Below are 17,172 nucleotides of genomic sequence, written 5' to 3'. Positions count from 1 at the left end.
CCGCTGACCGCGATGCGCCGTACGCGCCCAACCGCCCAGGACGTAAAGGGGATTGACAGCGCGGTGAAGGGGATTGCCTGCGCCCCGCACCGCGGGCGTTCGACGCCCCGCACAACCGGGTCCACCGGCCTGGCCGGAGTTGCGCCTTCAGGGGCTCGCGCGCCTGGAAAGCGAACCCTGCTTCGCCGCCCGCACGGATACACCACCGCCACGCTAAAGAGTGAAGCATGACCTCATGGTGCCCGGTCCGTTCACGCGGGAGTAGTACGCGACGGCCCTGAAGTGCTCGAGCGCGCCGAGCGTGTGAACCACACTTCGGCCACATAGAGGCTGTCGGCGCCGCCGTACCTCTCACCGCCCTTCCGGGGCCGCAGCGTCCGGTCGTGCGTACGGCCGCCGTCGACGCGGTACTCGAGTTCCCTGCGTCGGACCACCTTGCGGAGGTCGGCCTCCCTGCCGTCCCGGTCTGGTCAAGGCGCCGCCGACCTTGTTCCAGCCCATCACACGACCGAGCTGAGGCGGTCTCGTGCACATGAGCGAACGTCTCACGGACACAAAATTGCCGGTGCCGACCACCCGAACGGGCGCCGGCACCGGCGGTTTGACGCCGCGTCGGCTAACCGGCCAGGTTCTCCGCCAGCTCCTCGGACAGGTTGGCCTCCGTGCCCGGGATACCCAGATCGGAGGCGCGCTTGTCCGCCATCGCCAGCAGTCGGCGGATCCGGCCGGCGACCGCGTCCTTGGTCAGCGGCGGGTCGGCGAGCGCGCCCAGCTCCTCCAGGGAGGCCTGCTTGTGCTCCATCCGCAGCCGCCCGGCAGCGGCGAGGTGCTCGGGAACCTCCTCGCCGAGGATCTCCAGGGCCCGCTGGACCCGGGCACCGGCGGCCACGGCCGCGCGGGCCGAGCGGCGCAGGTTGGCGTCGTCGAAGTTGGCCAGCCGGTTGGCGGTGGCCCGCACCTCGCGCCGCATCCGGCGCTCCTCCCAGGCCAGCACGGACTCGTGCGCGCCGAGGCGGGTGAGCAGGGCACCGATGGCGTCACCGTCGCGGACGACCACCCGGTCCACCCCGCGCACCTCACGGGCCTTCGCCGCGATGGACAGCCGGCGGGCCGCGCCGACCAGGGCGAGCGCGGCCTCGGGACCCGGGCAGGTGACCTCGAGGGAGGAGGAGCGGCCGGGTTCGGTCAGCGAGCCGTGCGCCAGGAAGGCTCCGCGCCAGGCCGCCTCCGCGTCACAGGTGGCCCCCGAGACCACCTGCGGGGGCAGCCCGCGGATCGGGCGTCCCCGGCCGTCGACCAGGCCGGTCTGGCGGGCCAGCTGGTCGCCGCCGGCGACCACGCGCACGACGTAGCGCGAACCGCGACGCAGCCCGCCGGGCGCCATCACGATCAGTTCGGAGCTGTGGCCGAAGATCTCCAGGATGTCCCGCTTGAGGCGCCGGGCCGCCATCGCGGTGTCCAGCTCCGCCTCGATCACGATGCGCCCGCTCACCAGGTGGAGGCCGCCGGCGAACCGCAGAATGGCGGAGACCTCCGCCTTCCTGCAGCAGGTCCGGGTGACGGGAAGCCGGGAGATCTCGTCCTTCACCGCTGCCGTCATCGCCATGGGCCGATCCTTCCATGCATCCGAAAAATACGGTCGTACGCGGCGGCCAACAGCTCCGGGTCGTGCCGGGGGCTTCCGTCGGTCCGGGCCACCGGGGCCAGCTCGACCGCGGCTCCGAGCCGCTTGGCGGCCTCGGTGAGCGAGTCCCGGTCGGGCACGGCGGCCTCGTCGGCCAGCACCACGTCCAGGGCGAGTTTAGGGGCGTGTCGCCCCAAAACCTCCAAATGACGCTGCGGGGAGAAGCCCTCGGTTTCTCCCGGCTGCGGAGCGAGGTTCAGGGAGAGGACCTTGCGGGCCTTGGTCTCGGTGAGCGCGTCCAGCAGTTCGGGGACGAGCAGGTGCGGGATGACCGAGGAGAACCAGGAACCGGGGCCGAGCACCACCCAGTCCGCGTCCCGTACGGCGGCCACGGCCTCGGGGACGGCCGGCGGGTCGTTCGGCACCAGGTGCACCGACTGGACCTCGCCCGGTGTGAGGGCCACGGTGGCCTGGCCGCGGACGGTGTCCACGTCCTCGGGCCGCTTTGGGTCGTGCCCCTTGACCAGGGCCTGGAGCTCCAGCGGCACGGCGGACATGGGCAGCACGCGCCCGTGCGCGCCGAGCAGCTTGCCGACCAGGTCCAGGGCCTGCACATGATCGCCGAGCTGCTCCCACAGGGCGACGATCAGCAGGTTGCCCACCGCGTGGTCGTGCAGATCGCCCTGGGAATGGAAGCGGTGCTGGATGACACGGGCCCAGGTCTGGCCCCAGTCGTCGTCGCCGCACAGCGCAGCCAGCGCCTTGCGCAGGTCGCCGGGCGGGAGTACGCCCAGCTCGTCGCGCAGGCGCCCGCTGGAGCCGCCGTCGTCGGCCACCGTGACCACGGCGGTGAGGTCGCCGGTGATCCGGCGCAGCGCGGCCAGCGAGGCGGACAGGCCCATGCCGCCGCCGAGGGCGACGACCTTGGGCTGGGCGCCGCGCCTGCGGGGGCGGCCGCCGCGGGCCTCGGCGGGCCGCGCCGTGCGGGCCTCCGCCGTCGCGCGGCTCGGGCGGCCCTCCGGCACCATCCGGCGCAGCCTGCTCAGCCGCGGTGTGCGTTCCGTCATTCCCGTCCCATGTCCCGGTGTACGACCACCGTCTCCACACCCTCGGCCGCGAGGCGCGCGGCGAGCTTCTCCGACACCGCCACCGAGCGGTGTTTGCCGCCGGTACAGCCGATGGCGATGGTCACGTACCGCTTGCCCTCGCGCCGGTAACCCGCCGCGATGAGGCGCAGCAGCTCGGCGTACCGGTCGAGGAACTCCTTGGCGCCGGGCTGGTTGAAGACGTACGCGGCGACCTCCTCGTTGAGGCCGGTGAACGGGCGCAGCTCCGGGACCCAGTGCGGGTTGGGCAGGAACCGCATGTCCGCGACCAGGTCGGCGTCCACCGGCAAGCCGTACTTGAATCCGAAGGACATCACGGTGGCCCGCAGCTCGGGCTCCTCGTCGCCTGCGAACTGGGCGTCCATCTTCGCGCGCAGCTCGTGCACGTTGAGGCTCGAGGTGTCGATCACCAGGTCGGCGTCGCCGCGCAGCTCGCGCAGCAGCTCGCGTTCGGCGGCGATGCCGTCGACGATGCGGCCGTCGCCCTGGAGGGGGTGCGGGCGGCGCACCGACTCGAAGCGGCGCACCAGCGCCTCGTCCGAGGACTCCAGGAAAACGATCCGCCTGGTCACGTTCCGGGTGTCGAGGTCGGCGAGGGACTCGCGCAGGTTGTCGAAGAAGCGCCGGCCGCGCACGTCGACGACGACCGCGATCCGTGCCACGTTGCCCTGGGAGCGGGCGCCCAGTTCCACCATGGTGGGGATCAGGGCGGGCGGGAGGTTGTCGACGACGAACCAGCCCAGGTCCTCCAGGCACTTCGCCGCGGTCGAGCGGCCCGCTCCGGACATACCGGAGATGATCACCAGCTCGGGGATGGCCGCCTCGGCCCCGGCCGGCGTGACGTCCGTGGTCACCTGTGCTCCGTTTTCGTGCACCGCGTTCTGCGGTTCACCGGCTGCCTGTTCTCGCTCCGGTGTGGGCTGTGCGTCGTGCTCGGTCATGGCTCCTGCCCCCGTCGTCCGTCCGGGACGCCCGCGGTCGCGGGCTCCCCCGAGGAGCCCGCCGTCGCGTCGGGTTCCTCGTCATCAATGATCTCTCCGGTCGCCGTGTTCACGGCTGGTGCGGCCGGAGCCGCCTGGGCAAGGGCATCGGCGATGGTCTCCGCCGTCTTGCGGCCTATCCCGGGCACCTCCTGGATCTGCTCGATTGTGGCGGAGCGTAGCTTCTTCACCGAGCCGAAATGCTTGATGAGCGCCTGTTTGCGGGTGTCGCCGAGACCGGGCACGTCGTCCAGGGGACTGGAGCGGAAGCGCTTGGCGCGCTTGGCGCGCTGGTAGGTGATCGCGAAGCGGTGGGCCTCGTCGCGGACGCGCTGCAGCAGATAGAGGCCCTCGCTGGTGCGGGGCAGGACCACCGGGTCGTCCTCGCCCGGCACCCAGACCTCCTCCAGGCGCTTCGCGAGGCCGCACACGGCGATGTCGTCGATGCCCAGCTCGTCCAGGGCGCGCCGGGCCGCCGCGACCTGCGGCTGCCCGCCGTCGACCACGACGAGCTGCGGCGGATACGCGAACTTCCTGGGGCGGCCGTCATCGTCCTTGAGCGAGACGGTCAGAGAGGCGGTGAGGGCATCGCCGTCGACGAGCGGGGTCCCGCCGCCAGTGGGCGCGTGCTCGCCGGCGACCAGCGGGGTCCCGCCGCCGGTGGGCGCGTGCTCGCCGTCGATGGACGTGTGCTCACCGTCGGTGGGGGTGTCCGCGCCGTCGGCCCACTCCCCCGTCTTCTCCTTCTCGGCGAGGTAACGCCGGAAGCGGCGGGTGATCACCTCGTGCATGGAGCGGACGTCGTCCTGACCGGCGAAGCCCCTGATCTGGAAACGGCGGTACTCGCTCTTGCGCTGGAGCCCGTCCTCGAAGACGACCATGGAGGCGACGACGTCGTCGCCCTGGAGGTGCGAGATGTCGTAGCACTCGATGCGCAGCGGGGCGCTGTCCAGGTCGAGGGCCTCGGCGATCTCCTCCAGGGCCCGCGAGCGCGTGGTCAGGTCGGAGGCGCGCTTGGTCTTGTGCAGGACGAGGGCCTGCTGGGCGTTGCGCTGCACGGTCTCCATGAGCGCCTTCTTGTCACCGCGCTGCGGGATGCGCAGCGAGACGTTCGACCCGCGGCGGCCGGTCAGCCACTCCTGGACCGGCTCGACCGGCTCGGGCAGGGCCGGGACCAGGACCTCCTTGGGGACGGCGTCCCCGGTCTCCTCGCCGTAGAGCTGCTGCAGGGCGTGCTCGACGAGGGCTCCGGTGGTGATCTCCTCGACCTTGTCGGTGACCCAGCCACGCTGGCCGCGTACCCGTCCGCCGCGCACGTGGAAGATCTGGACGGCCGCCTCCAGCTCGTCCTCGGCCACCGCGATGAGGTCGGCGTCGGTCGCGTCGGTGAGCACGACCGCGCTCTTCTCCATGGCCTTCTTCAGGGCCCCGATGTCGTCGCGCAGGCGGGCGGCCCGCTCGTACTCCATCTCCTCGGCCGCCTCCGCCATCTGCTGCTCCAGACGGCGGAGGTAGGTGCCGGTGCGACCGGCCATGAAGTCGCAGAACTCCTCGGCCAGGTCCCAGTGGTCCTCGGGGGTGATCCGGCCCACACACGGGGCGGAGCACTTGCCGATGTAACCGAGCAGGCAGGGGCGGCCGGTACGGGCCGCGTTCCGGAAGACACCCGCCGAGCAGGTGCGCACCGGGAAGACGCGCAGCAGCAGGTCGACGGTGTCGCGGATGGCCCAGGCGTGGCCGTACGGCCCGAAGTACCGCACGCCCTTCTTCTTGTGACCGCGCATCACCTGCACGCGCGGGAACTCCTCGTTCATCGTCACCGCGAGGTACGGGTAGCTCTTGTCGTCGCGGTACTTGACGTTGAACCGGGGGTCGTACTCCTTGATCCAGGAGTACTCCAGCTGAAGGGCCTCGACCTCCGTGGACACGACCGTCCACTCCACGGACGCTGCGGTGGTCACCATCGTCCGGGTGCGCGGGTGCAGGTTCGAAAGGTCCTGGAAGTAGTTCGCCAGGCGCTGGCGCAGGCTTTTCGCCTTCCCGACGTAGATCACCCGGCGGTGCTCGTCACGGAACCTGTACACCCCGGGAGAGTCCGGGATCTCACCCGGCCTGGGGCGATAGCTGGAGGGGTCGGCCATGTCTCACACCCTACTGGCGAGCACCGACACCGCGTCGGGCCTGGGGACAACGCCCGCGCCCATGATCCCCGGCCACGCGGTGATCTTCGCGCCGGGCGCCGAGGCCGAGGTGCGCAGGACCGGCGCGCCCCCGAGCGAACGCCGAAGGGGCACGACCCGGCCAGAGTCGCCGTGAAGGCGTCCGAGGTGTTGTCGGGGTCTGGTCAACACGCTTCAATGCGGGGGAACTCGGGGCCGTGCACACCGGCACACAGGTACGGCACACCCGCGTACCGGCGCCCCCGTGCCCGCCGGGCGGCCCCGGAACCGGCGCACACGGTCTGACCAGCCGTGGTGACACCTCACAGAAAGGCTTCTGTGCATGCGGCATGCCACAGAGCACGCGGACGTCACCCCCACGGAACTGGACAGGGCCCTGCGGAGAGGCCCCTTCCACGTGGCGTTGCGCGCCGCGATCGCCGCCCGCGGGCTGCCGCTCCAGCGCGTGCAGCACCATCTGTCGCGCCACGGGATCAAGGTCGGTGTGACCAGCCTGAGTTACTGGCAGCAGGGTGCCCGCCGCCCACAACGACCCGAGTCGCTCCGCGCCGTCCGCGCGCTGGAGGAGATCCTCCGGCTGCCTGAGGCATCCCTGATCCGGCTGCTCGCCGAGGCGGACACCCCCTCGGAGACCAGTCGTCCGGCGCCCCGCTCCTTCGGCTCCCCGATCGAGACCTCCGACGTCCTGTCCCGGCTCCTGGCCGAGCCGGGCTGGTCCCTCGACAGCGGTCTGTACACCCTGGGCCATCACGAACGCGTCCGCGTCGGCGCCCGCCGCGAACTCGCCGGCCGCGAGTCCCAGCACATCGTGCGGGCCCTTCGCGACGGCGTGGACCGCTACGTCGCCGTCCATCACGGCGACCCCGGGTGCAGCCCACGCGACATGGCCGTCCACGCCCTGGAGAACTGCCGCACCGGACGTGTCCGCCCGGACCATGACACAGGCGTGCTGCTGGCCGAGATCCTCTTCGACACCCGGCTGCGCTCCGGCGACACCTTCCTCTTCCGGTACGAGGTCGTCGACGGCACCGCCGGGGTCTCACGCGAGTACGTCCACCGCTACGGCTCACCCGGCGGCCAGTACGCCCTCCAGGTCCGCTTCGACGCGGGCGCCCTGCCGGCCCGCTGTCACCGCTTCGCCCAGCACGCGCCCACGGCCCTCCGCGGCGGCCACCAGGAACTCCCCCTCAGCCGTCCGCACCTCAGTGTCCACCTGGTCGAACCCCGGATCCGGCCGGGCATGGTCGGCATCGGCTGGGAGTGGGAGTGAACCGTCGGGAGCCCTCGGTCACTGTCGAGATCGGGTGAGAGGGGGGAGGTGGGTGATCCCCGCCCGGCCACGCAAGTCGGTCAGGCCTCCGGACCGGCGATGACCCTGCCCTTCGCCGTCTTCACCGGAAGCTCGTTCAACGGCACGGTGGCCGGCGTGTGGACCACCTTGCCGGTCAGGGCGTCGAACTCGCTGCCGTGACACGGGCAGATCAGAGTCGTCCCCTGGAGCTTGTTGATCGGGCACCCCGCGTGCGTGCAGATCGTGCTGTACGCCTTGAGGGTGCCGCTCTCGTCCCTGCTGACCACCACGTTGTGGTCCCGGTACAGCTTGGCGCCGCCCTTCGCGACCTCGCTCTCGGCTCCGAGGTCGACGGGCGCTGTCGGGGTCGCCGCAGTGGATTCACTGTCGCCGGGAGCCGAGCAGGCGGCCAGTCCGAGCCCGGCGACCGGAGCCACGGCGGCCCCTCGAAGGATGGTACGACGACTCGCGGACGGTCGGGCGGGCATCTGTGTCTCCACTGGTCCGAGGGACGGGGAAGCCGACGATACCCGGACAGAACGACGGCACCGGGGGCGGGGGCGGTGCACGGGAGGGGGAGCGCGGGAGCGTCGGAGGGGGCGAGCGGGCACCGGATGGAGAGGCGGGTGGAGGCCGAGTGTCGCGCGTAAACGCTTACGCAAGCGTTTACGCGTGTGCCGTGGATGGGGTACCTTCCCGCCCGGGAGGTCCCGCAGTCGGCAGGGAGGTCCGGGAAGCCTCACGGCCGGCACAGAGGTCACCGGTCGGCAGAGATGTCGCGGGCCGGTGGCCATCGGACCGGCCGGGAACTCCCGCGGCGCTCACCGGATCGCCGCAGCGGTCACCGACCCACCAGCCCCTGGGAGGAGGTAGCACGATGCCCACCATGGCCGACGTCGCCCGGAGTGCCGGGGTCTCCGTGGCGACCGTCTCCCACGTGCTCAACGGCACGCGTCCGGTACTGCCCCACACCCGCCAGGCCGTGCTGGACGCCGTCGACGCGCTCGGCTACACGCCTAACACCCTCGCCCGTTCCCTGGTGACCTCACGCACCCGCTCCATCGGCCTCGCGGTGTCGGCGATCAGCAACCCGTACTTCACGGAGATCCTGCAGGGTGTCGAGGCCGCCGCCCTGGACGCGGGCTACAGCCTGCTCATCGCCGACCCGCACGACGATCCCGAGCACGAACTGAAGGTCGCCCACCTCCTGCACGAGCGCCGGGTCGACGGCATGATCGTCGCTCCCTCCGCCGACCCGCACGGCCTCATGGTGTACCTGAGCCGTCATGCCGTACCGACCGTGTTCCTGGACCGCGTGATCACGACCGGCACCGGCGCCGGACAGGCCCCTTTCGACCAGGTCTGCGCCGAGAACGCCGACTCCATGGCCCGTCTGGTGGCCCACCTCGCCGAGCTGGGCCACCGCCGCATCGGCCTCGTCGCCGGCCTGCCCGGACTCAGCACCACCAGCGAGCGCATCAACGGCTACCGCCAGGGCCTCACCGCCGCCGGTCTCGGCCATGCCGACGATCTCGTGGTGTCCGGCAGCTCCGAGTCGGCCGGCGCCGAGCGTGCCACGGCCGATCTCCTCTCCCGCGTGGATCCGCCCACGGCTCTCGTCACCGCCAACAACACGATGACCATCGGGGCCCTGCGCGCCCTGCGCCGACAGGGCCTGAGCGTGCCGGACGACATCGCCCTGTGCTGCTTCGACGACTTCGCCTGGGCCGACCTGTTCTCCCCCCGGCTCACCGCCATCGCCCAGCCCAGCAGGGAGATCGGTGCAGAGGCGGCCCGGGTGCTCCTGGACCGACTGGCCACGCCTGACCGACCCGCCCGCACCGTACGGCTGCCCTGTGCCTTCGTCCACCGCACCTCCTGCGGGTGCCCGGAGGAGCCGGGCGAAGCCGGAAACCACCCGACGACCGACGCCGGGAATCGAACCGACGCCGGGAACCGAACCGAACCATCCGCGCAGTCCAAGAAGGGATCCGCCCCGTGATCGTCGTCGCCGGTGAGGCACTGATCGACCTGGTACCGCAGGGCCCGGGCGCCCTGGCAGACCTGAAGCCGGCGCTCGGCGGCGGCCCGTACAACACCGCCGTGGCCCTCGGCCGCCTCGAGTCGGCCACCGCCTTCTACTCCCGCACGTCGTACGACACCTTCGGCGAGGCCCTGCTCGACGGGCTGCACAGGGCCGGGGTGGATGTGTCCGGCGTGCAGCGCGGCACGGAGCCGACCACGCTCGCGGTCGCCACCATCGACGCCGGGGGCTCGGCCGCCTACTCCTTCTACGTCGAGGGCACGGCCGACCGCCTGTTCAGCACCCCGTCCGGTCTGCCCACCGGCACACGGGCGGTGTCCTTCGGCACCCTGTCGCTCGTCCTGGAGCCGGGTGCGAGCGCCTACGAGGAGTTGATGCGGACCGCCGCAGGGCAGGGCGTGTTCACCGCCCTCGACCCCAACATCCGGGCGGGACTGATCCCGGACGCGGACGCCTACCGGGCACGTTTCCGGAGCTGGCTGCCCTCGGTCACGCTGCTGAAGCTGTCCGCCGAGGACGCCGAGTGGCTGGGCGGCACCCCTCGCGAATGGCTGGCCTCGGGACCTTCGGCCGTGGTGGTCACGCGGGGCGGTGACGGCCTGACCGTCTTCACCCGGGACGGCGGGGAGTATTCCGTACCGGGCGAGAAGGTCGAGGTCGTGGACACCATCGGCGCCGGCGACACGGTGAACGCTGCCCTGCTGCACGGCCTGTCCGTCCAGGACGCGCTGTCACCGGCGGCACTCGCCGCCCTGGGCGGGGACGGCTGGACCCGGCTGCTGCGGTTCGCTGCGCGTGCGGCGGCGATCACCTGCTCGCGGGCGGGGGCGGAGCCGCCCTACGCGGCTGAGCTGGGCGAGCTCTGACCGGTCTGTTTCCCCTGTTGTGCTGTCAAGGTGCGGCCGGTTCTGCGGTGCGGGAAGCCCTCGAACCGCAGAACCGGGGTGGCTGATGAGGGAACGAACGGCGCCCCGCCGGGAGTTCCCGCGGGGCGCCGGTTTTTCGATGTTATGTCAGGACAGGGTCTGACTCCTCCTCAGGCCTTGCGGGCCCGCGTGGTCTTCTTCGCCGCCGCCGTCTTCTTCGTGGCCTCGGCGGCCTTCTTGGTCGCCGTGTTGTTGGCCTTGGCCGTCACCGTCTTCTTCGCCGCCGCCTTGGCCGCAACCGTCGTCCTGGGCGAGGCGGGGCGCGGCACCTTCACCGGCGCGGCGTCGCTGATGCGGTCCGCGCCGAGGACCTCGCGCAGGAACTTGCCGGTGTGGCTGGCCGGAACGCCGGCGACCTCTTCGGGCGTGCCCTCGGCGACCACCAGACCGCCGCCCGCACCGCCCTCCGGTCCCATGTCGACGACCCAGTCCGCGGTCTTGATCACGTCGAGGTTGTGCTCGATGACGATGACCGTGTTGCCCTTGTCGACCAGCCCGGCGAGGACCTTCAGCAGCTTGCTGATGTCCTCGAAGTGCAGACCGGTGGTCGGCTCGTCCAGGACGTACACCGTGCGTCCGGTGGAGCGCTTCTGCAGCTCGCTGGCGAGCTTCACGCGCTGCGCCTCACCGCCGGACAGGGTGGTCGCGGACTGGCCGAGCCGGACGTAGCCGAGGCCGACGTCCTTCAGGGTCCTCAGGTGCCGGGAGATCGCGGGGACGGCCTCGAAGAAATCGGTCGCCTCCTCGATCGGCATGTTCAGGACCTCGGCGATGGACTTGCCCTTGTAGTGGACCTCCAGGGTCTCCCGGTTGTACCGGGCGCCGTGGCAGACCTCGCACGGGACGTAGACGTCCGGGAGGAAGTTCATCTCGATCTTGATCGTGCCGTCGCCCGCGCAGTTCTCGCAGCGGCCGCCCTTGACGTTGAAGGAGAAGCGTCCGGGCAGGTAGCCGCGGACCTTCGCCTCGGTGGTCTCGGCGAACAGCTTGCGGATGTGGTCGAAGACGCCGGTGTAGGTCGCCGGGTTGGACCGCGGGGTGCGGCCGATGGGCGACTGGTCGACGTGCACGACCTTGTCGACGAGGTCGTCGCCGTCCACGCGTGTGTGGCGCCCGGGGACACTGCGTGCGCCGTTGAGCTCACGGGCCAGGTGCGTGTACAGGATGTCGTTGACCAGCGTGGACTTGCCGGACCCGGACACGCCCGTGACGGCCGTGAACAGGCCCAGCGGGAATGACACGTCGATGTCCCGCAGGTTGTTCTCGCGGGCGCCGTGCACGGTCAGGTGCCGGGACAGGTCGCGGGGCCGCCGCACCTCCGGGACCGGGATCGACTTGCGGCCGGAGAGGTACTGGCCGGTCTGCGACTCGGTGTTGGCGAGCAGTTCCTTCAGGTTACCGCTGTGTACGACCTTGCCGCCGTGCTCACCGGCGCCGGGGCCGATGTCCACGATCCAGTCGGCGACCTTGATGGTGTCCTCGTCGTGCTCGACCACGATGAGCGTGTTGCCCATGTCGCGCAGCCGGACCAGGGTCTCGATCAGCCGGTGGTTGTCGCGCTGGTGCAGGCCGATGGACGGCTCGTCCAGGACGTAGAGGACGCCGACGAGGCCGGAACCGATCTGGGTGGCCAGGCGGATGCGCTGTGCCTCGCCGCCGGAGAGGGTGCCGGCAGCGCGGTTGAGGGAGAGGTAGTCCAGGCCGACGTCGACCAGGAACCGCAGCCGCTCGTTGACCTCCTTGAGCACTCGCTCGGCGATCTTCTTGTCGCGGGCGTTCAGCGTCAGCCGGCCCAGGAAGTCCGCGCAGTCGCTGATCGACATCGCGGAGACCTCGGCGATCGACTTGTCCATGATCGTGACCGCGAGGACGATCGGCTTCAGGCGCGTGCCCTGGCAGGAGGGGCAGGGCACCTCGCGCATGTAGCCCTCGAAGCGCTCGCGGCTGGCGTCGCTCTCGGCCTCGCTGTGCCGGCGCTTCACGAACGGCACCGCGCCCTCGAAGGGCGTGGTGTACACGCGCTCGCGGCCGTAACGGTTGCGGTAGCGGACCTCGATCTGGGTCTTGTGGCCGTAGAGGAGGGCCTTCTTGGCACGCTGCGGCAGACCCGCGAAGGGGATGTCGGTGCGGAAGCCGAGCGCGTCGGCAAGGGCACCGATCAGACGGCCGAAATAGTCCTTGGTGTGCCCGTGCGACCAGGGGTGGATGGCGCCCTCGTCCAGGGACTTGTCCTCGTCCGGGACGATCAGCTCGGGGTCGACCTCCATGCGCGTACCGATGCCGGTGCACTCGGGGCAGGCGCCGAAGGGCGAGTTGAAGGAGAAGGAGCGCGGCTCCAGCTCCTCGAAGGACAGGTCGTCGTACGGGCAGTACAGGTGCTCCGAGTACATGCGCTCGCGCTCGGGGTCGTCCTCGGGGAGGTCCACGAAGTCGAGCACGATCATGCCGCCGGACAGGCCGAGGGCGGTCTCCACGGAGTCGGTGAGGCGCCGCTTGGCGGACTCCTTCACCGTGAGGCGGTCCACGACCACCTCGATGGTGTGCTTCTCCTGCTTCTTCAGGGTCGGCGGGTCGGACAGCTGGATGGTCTCGCCGTCCACGCGTGCGCGTGAGTAGCCCTTGGTCTGCAGGTCGGCGAACAGGTCCACGAACTCGCCCTTGCGCTCGCGCACCAACGGCGACAGCACCTGGAAGCGGCTGCCCTCCGGCAACTCCAGGACCTTGTCGACGATGGCCTGCGGCGACTGGCGCGAGATCGGGCGGCCACACTCGGGACAGTGCGGCTTGCCGATGCGCGCGAACAGCAGGCGCAGGTAGTCGTAGACCTCGGTGATGGTGCCGACCGTCGAGCGCGGGTTGCGCGAGGTCGACTTCTGGTCGATGGACACGGCGGGCGACAGGCCCTCGATGAAGTCGACGTCCGGCTTGTCCATCTGGCCGAGGAACTGCCGGGCGTACGAGGAGAGCGACTCCACGTAGCGCCGCTGCCCCTCGGCGAAGATCGTGTCGAAGGCCAGTGAGGACTTGCCCGACCCAGACAGGCCCGTGAAGACGATGAGCGAGTCGCGCGGCAGGTCGAGCGAGACATTCTTGAGGTTGTGCTCGCGCGCGCCACGGACGATGAGACGGTCGGCCACGCCGGTCCGCACCTTTCTTGAGAGAAGTGACAGGGGCGGGGCCCCCGTGCTTCTTCGAGACTAGGGGGAGCCACTGACAACGCCGGTCGGATTCCCGGTCGCATAACAATCCCCGACCATCCAGCATGCCCGACGCCACCCCCGACGATATAGCACGTGCTTTCGATTTGCGGGCGGGCTTCACCAGCTTCACCCGAAGGTGTGGCAGGTCTAGGGTCAGGGTCATGATGGATCACGCTCATGACCTGGCATGTGTACGTGACGCGACGGAACGGCTCCTTATCGCTGTCGCCAGACTGGACAACGCGTCGTCCGCCGAGCCGTCACGGCTTCCCGGCTGGACCCGTGGGCACATCTTCGCCCACCTCGCCCGCAACGCCGACGCACTCGTGAACGTCCTCGATGGCCGTCCCATGTACACAAGCGCCGATGCGCGCGACGGGGACATCGAGGAGGGTGCCCCGCGCCCCCTGGACGTCCAGATCACCGACGTGCGCGAGAGCGCCGCCCGTTTCCAGCAGGCGGGGGCCGTGCCGGCCGACTGGTCGCGCACGGTGGAGCTGCGCAACGGCGTCACCGACTCCGCGTCCCGGGTGCCCTTCCGCCGGTGGGCCGAGGTCGAGCTGCACCACGTGGACCTCGGGATCGGCTACGAGCTGGAGGATCTTCCGCCGGAGTTCACGCAGCGCGAGATCGAGTTCCTGGCCCAGCGATTCTCCGGGCACCCCGAAGTCCCGGCGACCCGCGTCACGGACGGCACGCGCGCGTGGAGCACGGGACGCGAGGCGCCCGAGCCCGAGGTCACGGTCAGCGGCACGTCCGCCGACGTGTTGGGCTGGCTCGCGGGCCGCCGCGAGAGTGCCGCACTGGAGACGAAGGGCGGAGCGCTGCCGACGCTGCCCCCTCTCTAGCGCGAGGGCGGTCCGCCGGGCGCTCCGCCGCTATAGGCTGATCGACATGACGTACAGCGGAGAGGTCCGGGTCGGCGGACCGGCGGACGTGCACGAGCTCAAAGACCTGATGATCACCAAGATCGCGGTCGGCCCGATGGACAACAACGCCTATCTGCTGCGCTGCCGGGCCACCGACGAGCAGTTGCTGATCGACGCGGCAAACGAGGCGCATACGCTCCTCTCCATGATCGGTGACGACGGCATCGCGTCCGTCGTCACCACTCATCGACACGGGGACCACTGGCAGGCTCTCGCCGAGGTCGTCGCGGCCACGGGCGCTCGCACGTACGCCGGCCGGGAGGACACGCCCGGCATCCCGGTGCCCACCGACGTCCCGGTCGACGACGGCGACGTCATCAGGGTCGGGCAGGTGGAACTGACGGCGCGCCGCCTCGTCGGGCACACGCCGGGCTCGATCGCGCTGGTCTACGACGACCCGCACGGCCACGCGCACGTCTTCACCGGCGACTGTCTCTTCCCGGGCGGCGTCGGCAACACCCACAAGGACCCCGAGGCCTTCGCCAGCCTGATCCATGACGTCGAGACGAAGATCTTCGACGTGCTCCCGGACGAGACGTGGGTCTATCCCGGACATGGGAACGACACCACGCTGGGTGCGGAGCGGCCGCAGCTGCCGGCGTGGCACGCGCGCGGGTGGTGAGCAGGCCGGGCAGCGCTGGCCTCATCCCCCCTTCGTAAAGCGGGGTGACTCGACAACCGGCCGATTCCGCGCGCCCCGTGTGAACGTTTCGCACGCGCCGGACTCGCGTGCGCGCTCCCGACGACCGGTGTCACGCGGTCAACTGGTGACTGCCCCGCCCGGGATCACCGCTCCTGCGCGGGGTGGGGCCGTCGGCCTTCCCACCACGCCCATGGCCGGCGGCCCTGGCTCGCGCCCGGACCGGGGCCGGGCTTCCGTGCCTAGCATGCACCGGCCACCCCGGCGAGGGGCCGTGGAAACGGTCGGGTGACTACGCGTCCGCGCGCGCCGCCCCCAGCAGCGCGGCGACCCGCTCGACGCCGAACACATACCCCTGCACCCCGCAGCCCGCGATCACGCCGTCGGCGCGCAGCGAGACGTACGAGTGGTGCCGGAACGACTCGCGCTGGTGGATGTTGGAGATGTGCACCTCCAGCACGGGCATGCCGTCGCAGGTGTTGAGTGCGTCCAGAATCGCGACCGACGTGTGGGAGTAGGCGCCGGGGTTGATGACGATCCCGCAGTGGTTCAGCCGCGCCTCGTGGATCCAGTCGACCAGCTCGCCCTCGTGGTTGGACTGCCGGAAGTCCACCGTGCCGCCGTGCGTGGCCGCCGCCTTGACGCACATCGCCTCCACGTCGGCGAGCGTGTCGCTGCCGTAGATCTCGGGCTGACGCTGGCCGAGGAGGTTCAGGTTGGGCCCGTTGAGGATCATGATCGGGGCGTTGGCCAGGGTGCGGGGCACGGTTCCTCCGGTCCGTTCGGGGCGGTGCGTTGGCGACCGCTGCTCGGACCTGGTTTATCACGGTGCGTGGTACGCGTGACCGGCCGCGTACGCCGGTCGGTCCGGCGTGCGCCGCGGCCTCCGTGATCACTCCGTGCGCCCCCGTAACCACCGGTCACCGTGGGTAGTTGACGCGGCATGCATCGTGTACACACCGTAAGAACCCCTTCCATGTCACGCCTCGCGGCCGCCTCGCTCACCGGGACCGCGATCGAGTTCTACGACTTCTTCGTCTACGGCACCGCGGCCGCCCTCGTCCTGGGGCCGCTGTTCTTCCCGACGTTCTCGCCGTTGGCGGGAACGCTGGCGGCGTTCGGGACGTTCGGGGTGGGGTTCGCGGCCCGGCCGCTGGGCTCGGTGCTGTTCGGGCACCTCGGGGACCGGCGTGGGCGGCGGCCGGTGCTCGTCGCCTCGCTGCTGCTGACCGGCGCCTCCACGGTCGCGGTGGGGTGCGTGCCGACATACGGGTCGATCGGCGTCGCCGCACCCGTGCTGCTGCTGGTGCTGCGCTTTCTGCAGGGGCTGGGGCTCGGCGGGGAGTGGGGCGGGGCGGTGCTGCTGACGGCCGAGCACGCGCCCCCGGGGCGGCGCGGTCTGTGGTCGAGCTTCCCTCAAGTAGGGCCCGCGCTGGGCTTCGTGCTCGCCAACGGGGTGATGCTCGTGCTGTCGGCGTCGCTGTCCGACGCGCAGTTCGCGCAGTGGGGCTGGCGGGTGCCGTTCTGGGCCGCCGGCGTGCTGGCACTGGCCGGGCTGTGGCTGCGTTCGTCGATCACGGAGAGTCCCCGGTTCCTGGAGATCGACGACCACGCGCGCGTACCGCTGGTGGAGGTCGTGCGGCATCACGGGCGGCTGGTGTTGCTGACGGCCGGGGCGCTGGCCGTCGGGTACGCCGTGTTCTACGCCGTGACGACGTGGTCGCTGGCGTACGCGACGGAGCGGCTCGGCGTGAGCCGTACCGTCATGTTGACCTGCGTCATGGCCGCCGTGATGGTGAAGGGAGCGCTCACGCCCCTCATGGCGCTGCTGGGCGACCGGTACGGACGCCGTGCCCTGTGCCTGGTCGGGTGTACGGCGTGTGCGCTGTGGATGCTGCCGATGGTCGCGCTGCTGGCGACCGGTGAGCCGCTGTTGATGTTCCTCGGCATCCTGGGCGCGCTGGTCGCCTTCATCACCATGTTCGCGGTGGTCGCCGCGTATCTGCCGGAACTCTACGAGGCGCGGGTGCGCTGCACGGGGGCCGCCGTGGGCTACAACCTCGGCGGGGTCCTCGGCGGCGCTCTCACCCCGATCGTGGCCACGGAGCTGGCCGCGCACGGCGGGCGCGTTCCGTGGGGCGTGGGCGTGTATCTGACGGGCATCGCTCTGCTGAGCCTGGTCTGCTTCGCGCTGTTGCCGGAGACCCGGCCGGTACCCGCACCGGCGGCGGAGCCGGTCACGGGCTGACCGG

At 71.0% G+C, this 17,172-nt stretch carries 14 protein-coding genes; 7 read left to right on the top strand and 7 right to left on the bottom strand.

Features of this window, described 5'->3' with window-relative positions:
* Window positions 1-616 precede the first annotated feature (616 nt).
* From whiA to uvrC, 4 genes are read right to left on the bottom strand one after another with little or no spacing between them, the layout of a single operon-like run.
* Window positions 617-1,606 (bottom strand): DNA-binding protein WhiA, encoded by a 990-nt coding sequence (gene whiA, locus ACWD5D_RS16100; protein WP_451373308.1) that lies wholly within the window; start codon window positions 1,604-1,606, stop codon window positions 617-619.
* Window positions 1,597-2,691 (bottom strand): gluconeogenesis factor YvcK family protein, encoded by a 1,095-nt coding sequence (locus ACWD5D_RS16095; protein ID WP_451373307.1) that lies wholly within the window; start codon window positions 2,689-2,691, stop codon window positions 1,597-1,599. Before ACWD5D_RS16095 ends, whiA begins: the two co-directional genes overlap by 10 nt.
* Window positions 2,688-3,671 carry an RNase adapter RapZ gene (gene rapZ / locus ACWD5D_RS16090; protein ID WP_451373306.1) on the bottom strand — a complete coding sequence of 328 codons (984 nt, stop codon included), beginning with the start codon at window positions 3,669-3,671 and terminating at the stop codon, window positions 2,688-2,690. Before rapZ ends, ACWD5D_RS16095 begins: the two co-directional genes overlap by 4 nt.
* Window positions 3,668-5,851 carry an excinuclease ABC subunit UvrC gene (gene uvrC, locus ACWD5D_RS16085; protein WP_451373305.1) on the bottom strand — a complete coding sequence of 728 codons (2,184 nt, stop codon included), beginning with the start codon at window positions 5,849-5,851 and terminating at the stop codon, window positions 3,668-3,670. The genes rapZ and uvrC overlap by 4 nt, the downstream gene beginning before the upstream one ends.
* Between uvrC and ACWD5D_RS16080 the strand changes: the two genes are divergently transcribed.
* Window positions 5,850-6,026, top strand: a complete 177-nt coding sequence (locus ACWD5D_RS16080) for a hypothetical protein (RefSeq protein WP_451373304.1) — start codon at window positions 5,850-5,852, stop codon at window positions 6,024-6,026. The two genes, uvrC and ACWD5D_RS16080, sit on opposite strands and share 2 nt — an antisense overlap.
* A 186-nt stretch (window positions 6,027-6,212) precedes the next feature.
* Window positions 6,213-7,160 carry a hypothetical protein gene (locus tag ACWD5D_RS16075; RefSeq protein ID WP_451373303.1) on the top strand — a complete coding sequence of 316 codons (948 nt, stop codon included), beginning with the start codon at window positions 6,213-6,215 and terminating at the stop codon, window positions 7,158-7,160.
* 80 nt (window positions 7,161-7,240) lie between these two features.
* Here ACWD5D_RS16075 and ACWD5D_RS16070 read toward each other — a convergent pair whose 3' ends face one another.
* A complete protein-coding gene (locus ACWD5D_RS16070; protein WP_451373302.1) occupies window positions 7,241-7,669 on the bottom strand; it encodes a Rieske 2Fe-2S domain-containing protein in 429 nt (142 codons plus the stop codon).
* 389 nt (window positions 7,670-8,058) lie between these two features.
* Between ACWD5D_RS16070 and ACWD5D_RS16065 the strand changes: the two genes are divergently transcribed.
* Both ACWD5D_RS16065 and ACWD5D_RS16060 read left to right on the top strand, forming a co-directional pair.
* Window positions 8,059-9,183, top strand: coding sequence for a LacI family DNA-binding transcriptional regulator (locus tag ACWD5D_RS16065; RefSeq protein WP_451373301.1), 1,125 nt, complete (start codon window positions 8,059-8,061; stop codon window positions 9,181-9,183).
* Window positions 9,180-10,091, top strand: coding sequence for a carbohydrate kinase family protein (locus tag ACWD5D_RS16060; RefSeq protein ID WP_451373300.1), 912 nt, complete (start codon window positions 9,180-9,182; stop codon window positions 10,089-10,091). Before ACWD5D_RS16065 ends, ACWD5D_RS16060 begins: the two co-directional genes overlap by 4 nt.
* A gap of 170 nt (window positions 10,092-10,261) precedes the next feature.
* On the opposite strand, the gene uvrA is transcribed toward ACWD5D_RS16060, so the two are convergent.
* On the bottom strand, window positions 10,262-13,288 hold the full coding sequence (uvrA, locus tag ACWD5D_RS16055) for an excinuclease ABC subunit UvrA (protein ID WP_451373299.1): 3,027 nt from the start codon (window positions 13,286-13,288) through the stop codon (window positions 10,262-10,264).
* Window positions 13,289-13,512: 224 nt separating this feature from the next.
* Here uvrA and ACWD5D_RS16050 point away from each other — a divergent pair, with 224 nt between their 5' ends.
* The gene (locus tag ACWD5D_RS16050) at window positions 13,513-14,199 is read left to right on the top strand and encodes a maleylpyruvate isomerase family mycothiol-dependent enzyme (protein ID WP_451373298.1); all 687 of its coding nucleotides are present in this window, start codon (window positions 13,513-13,515) and stop codon (window positions 14,197-14,199) included.
* 46 nt (window positions 14,200-14,245) lie between these two features.
* The gene (locus tag ACWD5D_RS16045) at window positions 14,246-14,902 is read left to right on the top strand and encodes an MBL fold metallo-hydrolase (RefSeq protein WP_451373297.1); all 657 of its coding nucleotides are present in this window, start codon (window positions 14,246-14,248) and stop codon (window positions 14,900-14,902) included.
* Between the two features lie 310 nt (window positions 14,903-15,212).
* Here ACWD5D_RS16045 and aroQ read toward each other — a convergent pair whose 3' ends face one another.
* Window positions 15,213-15,686, bottom strand: a complete 474-nt coding sequence (gene aroQ / locus ACWD5D_RS16040) for a type II 3-dehydroquinate dehydratase (protein ID WP_451373296.1) — start codon at window positions 15,684-15,686, stop codon at window positions 15,213-15,215.
* A gap of 210 nt (window positions 15,687-15,896) precedes the next feature.
* Here aroQ and ACWD5D_RS16035 point away from each other — a divergent pair, with 210 nt between their 5' ends.
* The gene (locus ACWD5D_RS16035) at window positions 15,897-17,168 is read left to right on the top strand and encodes an MFS transporter (RefSeq protein ID WP_451373295.1); all 1,272 of its coding nucleotides are present in this window, start codon (window positions 15,897-15,899) and stop codon (window positions 17,166-17,168) included.
* The last annotated feature ends 4 nt before the right edge of the window (window positions 17,169-17,172 follow it).

This window comes from Streptomyces sp. NPDC002520 (assembly GCF_053595235.1).
This window is presented reverse-complemented; position numbering and strand designations above follow the sequence as displayed.

What these genes read in the sequence shown, in the direction of transcription:
- whiA (WP_451373308.1), bottom strand. Translation starts at nt 1,606, where the DNA reads ATGGCGATGACGGCAGCGGTGAAGGACGAGATCTCCCGGCTTCCCGTC.
- ACWD5D_RS16095 (WP_451373307.1), bottom strand. Translation starts at nt 2,691, where the DNA reads ATGACGGAACGCACACCGCGGCTGAGCAGGCTGCGCCGGATGGTGCCG.
- rapZ (WP_451373306.1), bottom strand. Translation starts at nt 3,671, where the DNA reads ATGACCGAGCACGACGCACAGCCCACACCGGAGCGAGAACAGGCAGCC.
- ACWD5D_RS16080 (WP_451373304.1), top strand. Translation starts at nt 5,850, where the DNA reads ATGTCTCACACCCTACTGGCGAGCACCGACACCGCGTCGGGCCTGGGG.
- uvrC (WP_451373305.1), bottom strand. Translation starts at nt 5,851, where the DNA reads ATGGCCGACCCCTCCAGCTATCGCCCCAGGCCGGGTGAGATCCCGGAC.
- ACWD5D_RS16075 (WP_451373303.1), top strand. Translation starts at nt 6,213, where the DNA reads ATGCGGCATGCCACAGAGCACGCGGACGTCACCCCCACGGAACTGGAC.
- ACWD5D_RS16070 (WP_451373302.1), bottom strand. Translation starts at nt 7,669, where the DNA reads ATGCCCGCCCGACCGTCCGCGAGTCGTCGTACCATCCTTCGAGGGGCC.
- ACWD5D_RS16065 (WP_451373301.1), top strand. Translation starts at nt 8,059, where the DNA reads ATGCCCACCATGGCCGACGTCGCCCGGAGTGCCGGGGTCTCCGTGGCG.
- ACWD5D_RS16050 (WP_451373298.1), top strand. Translation starts at nt 13,513, where the DNA reads ATGATGGATCACGCTCATGACCTGGCATGTGTACGTGACGCGACGGAA.
- ACWD5D_RS16045 (WP_451373297.1), top strand. Translation starts at nt 14,246, where the DNA reads ATGACGTACAGCGGAGAGGTCCGGGTCGGCGGACCGGCGGACGTGCAC.
- ACWD5D_RS16035 (WP_451373295.1), top strand. Translation starts at nt 15,897, where the DNA reads ATGTCACGCCTCGCGGCCGCCTCGCTCACCGGGACCGCGATCGAGTTC.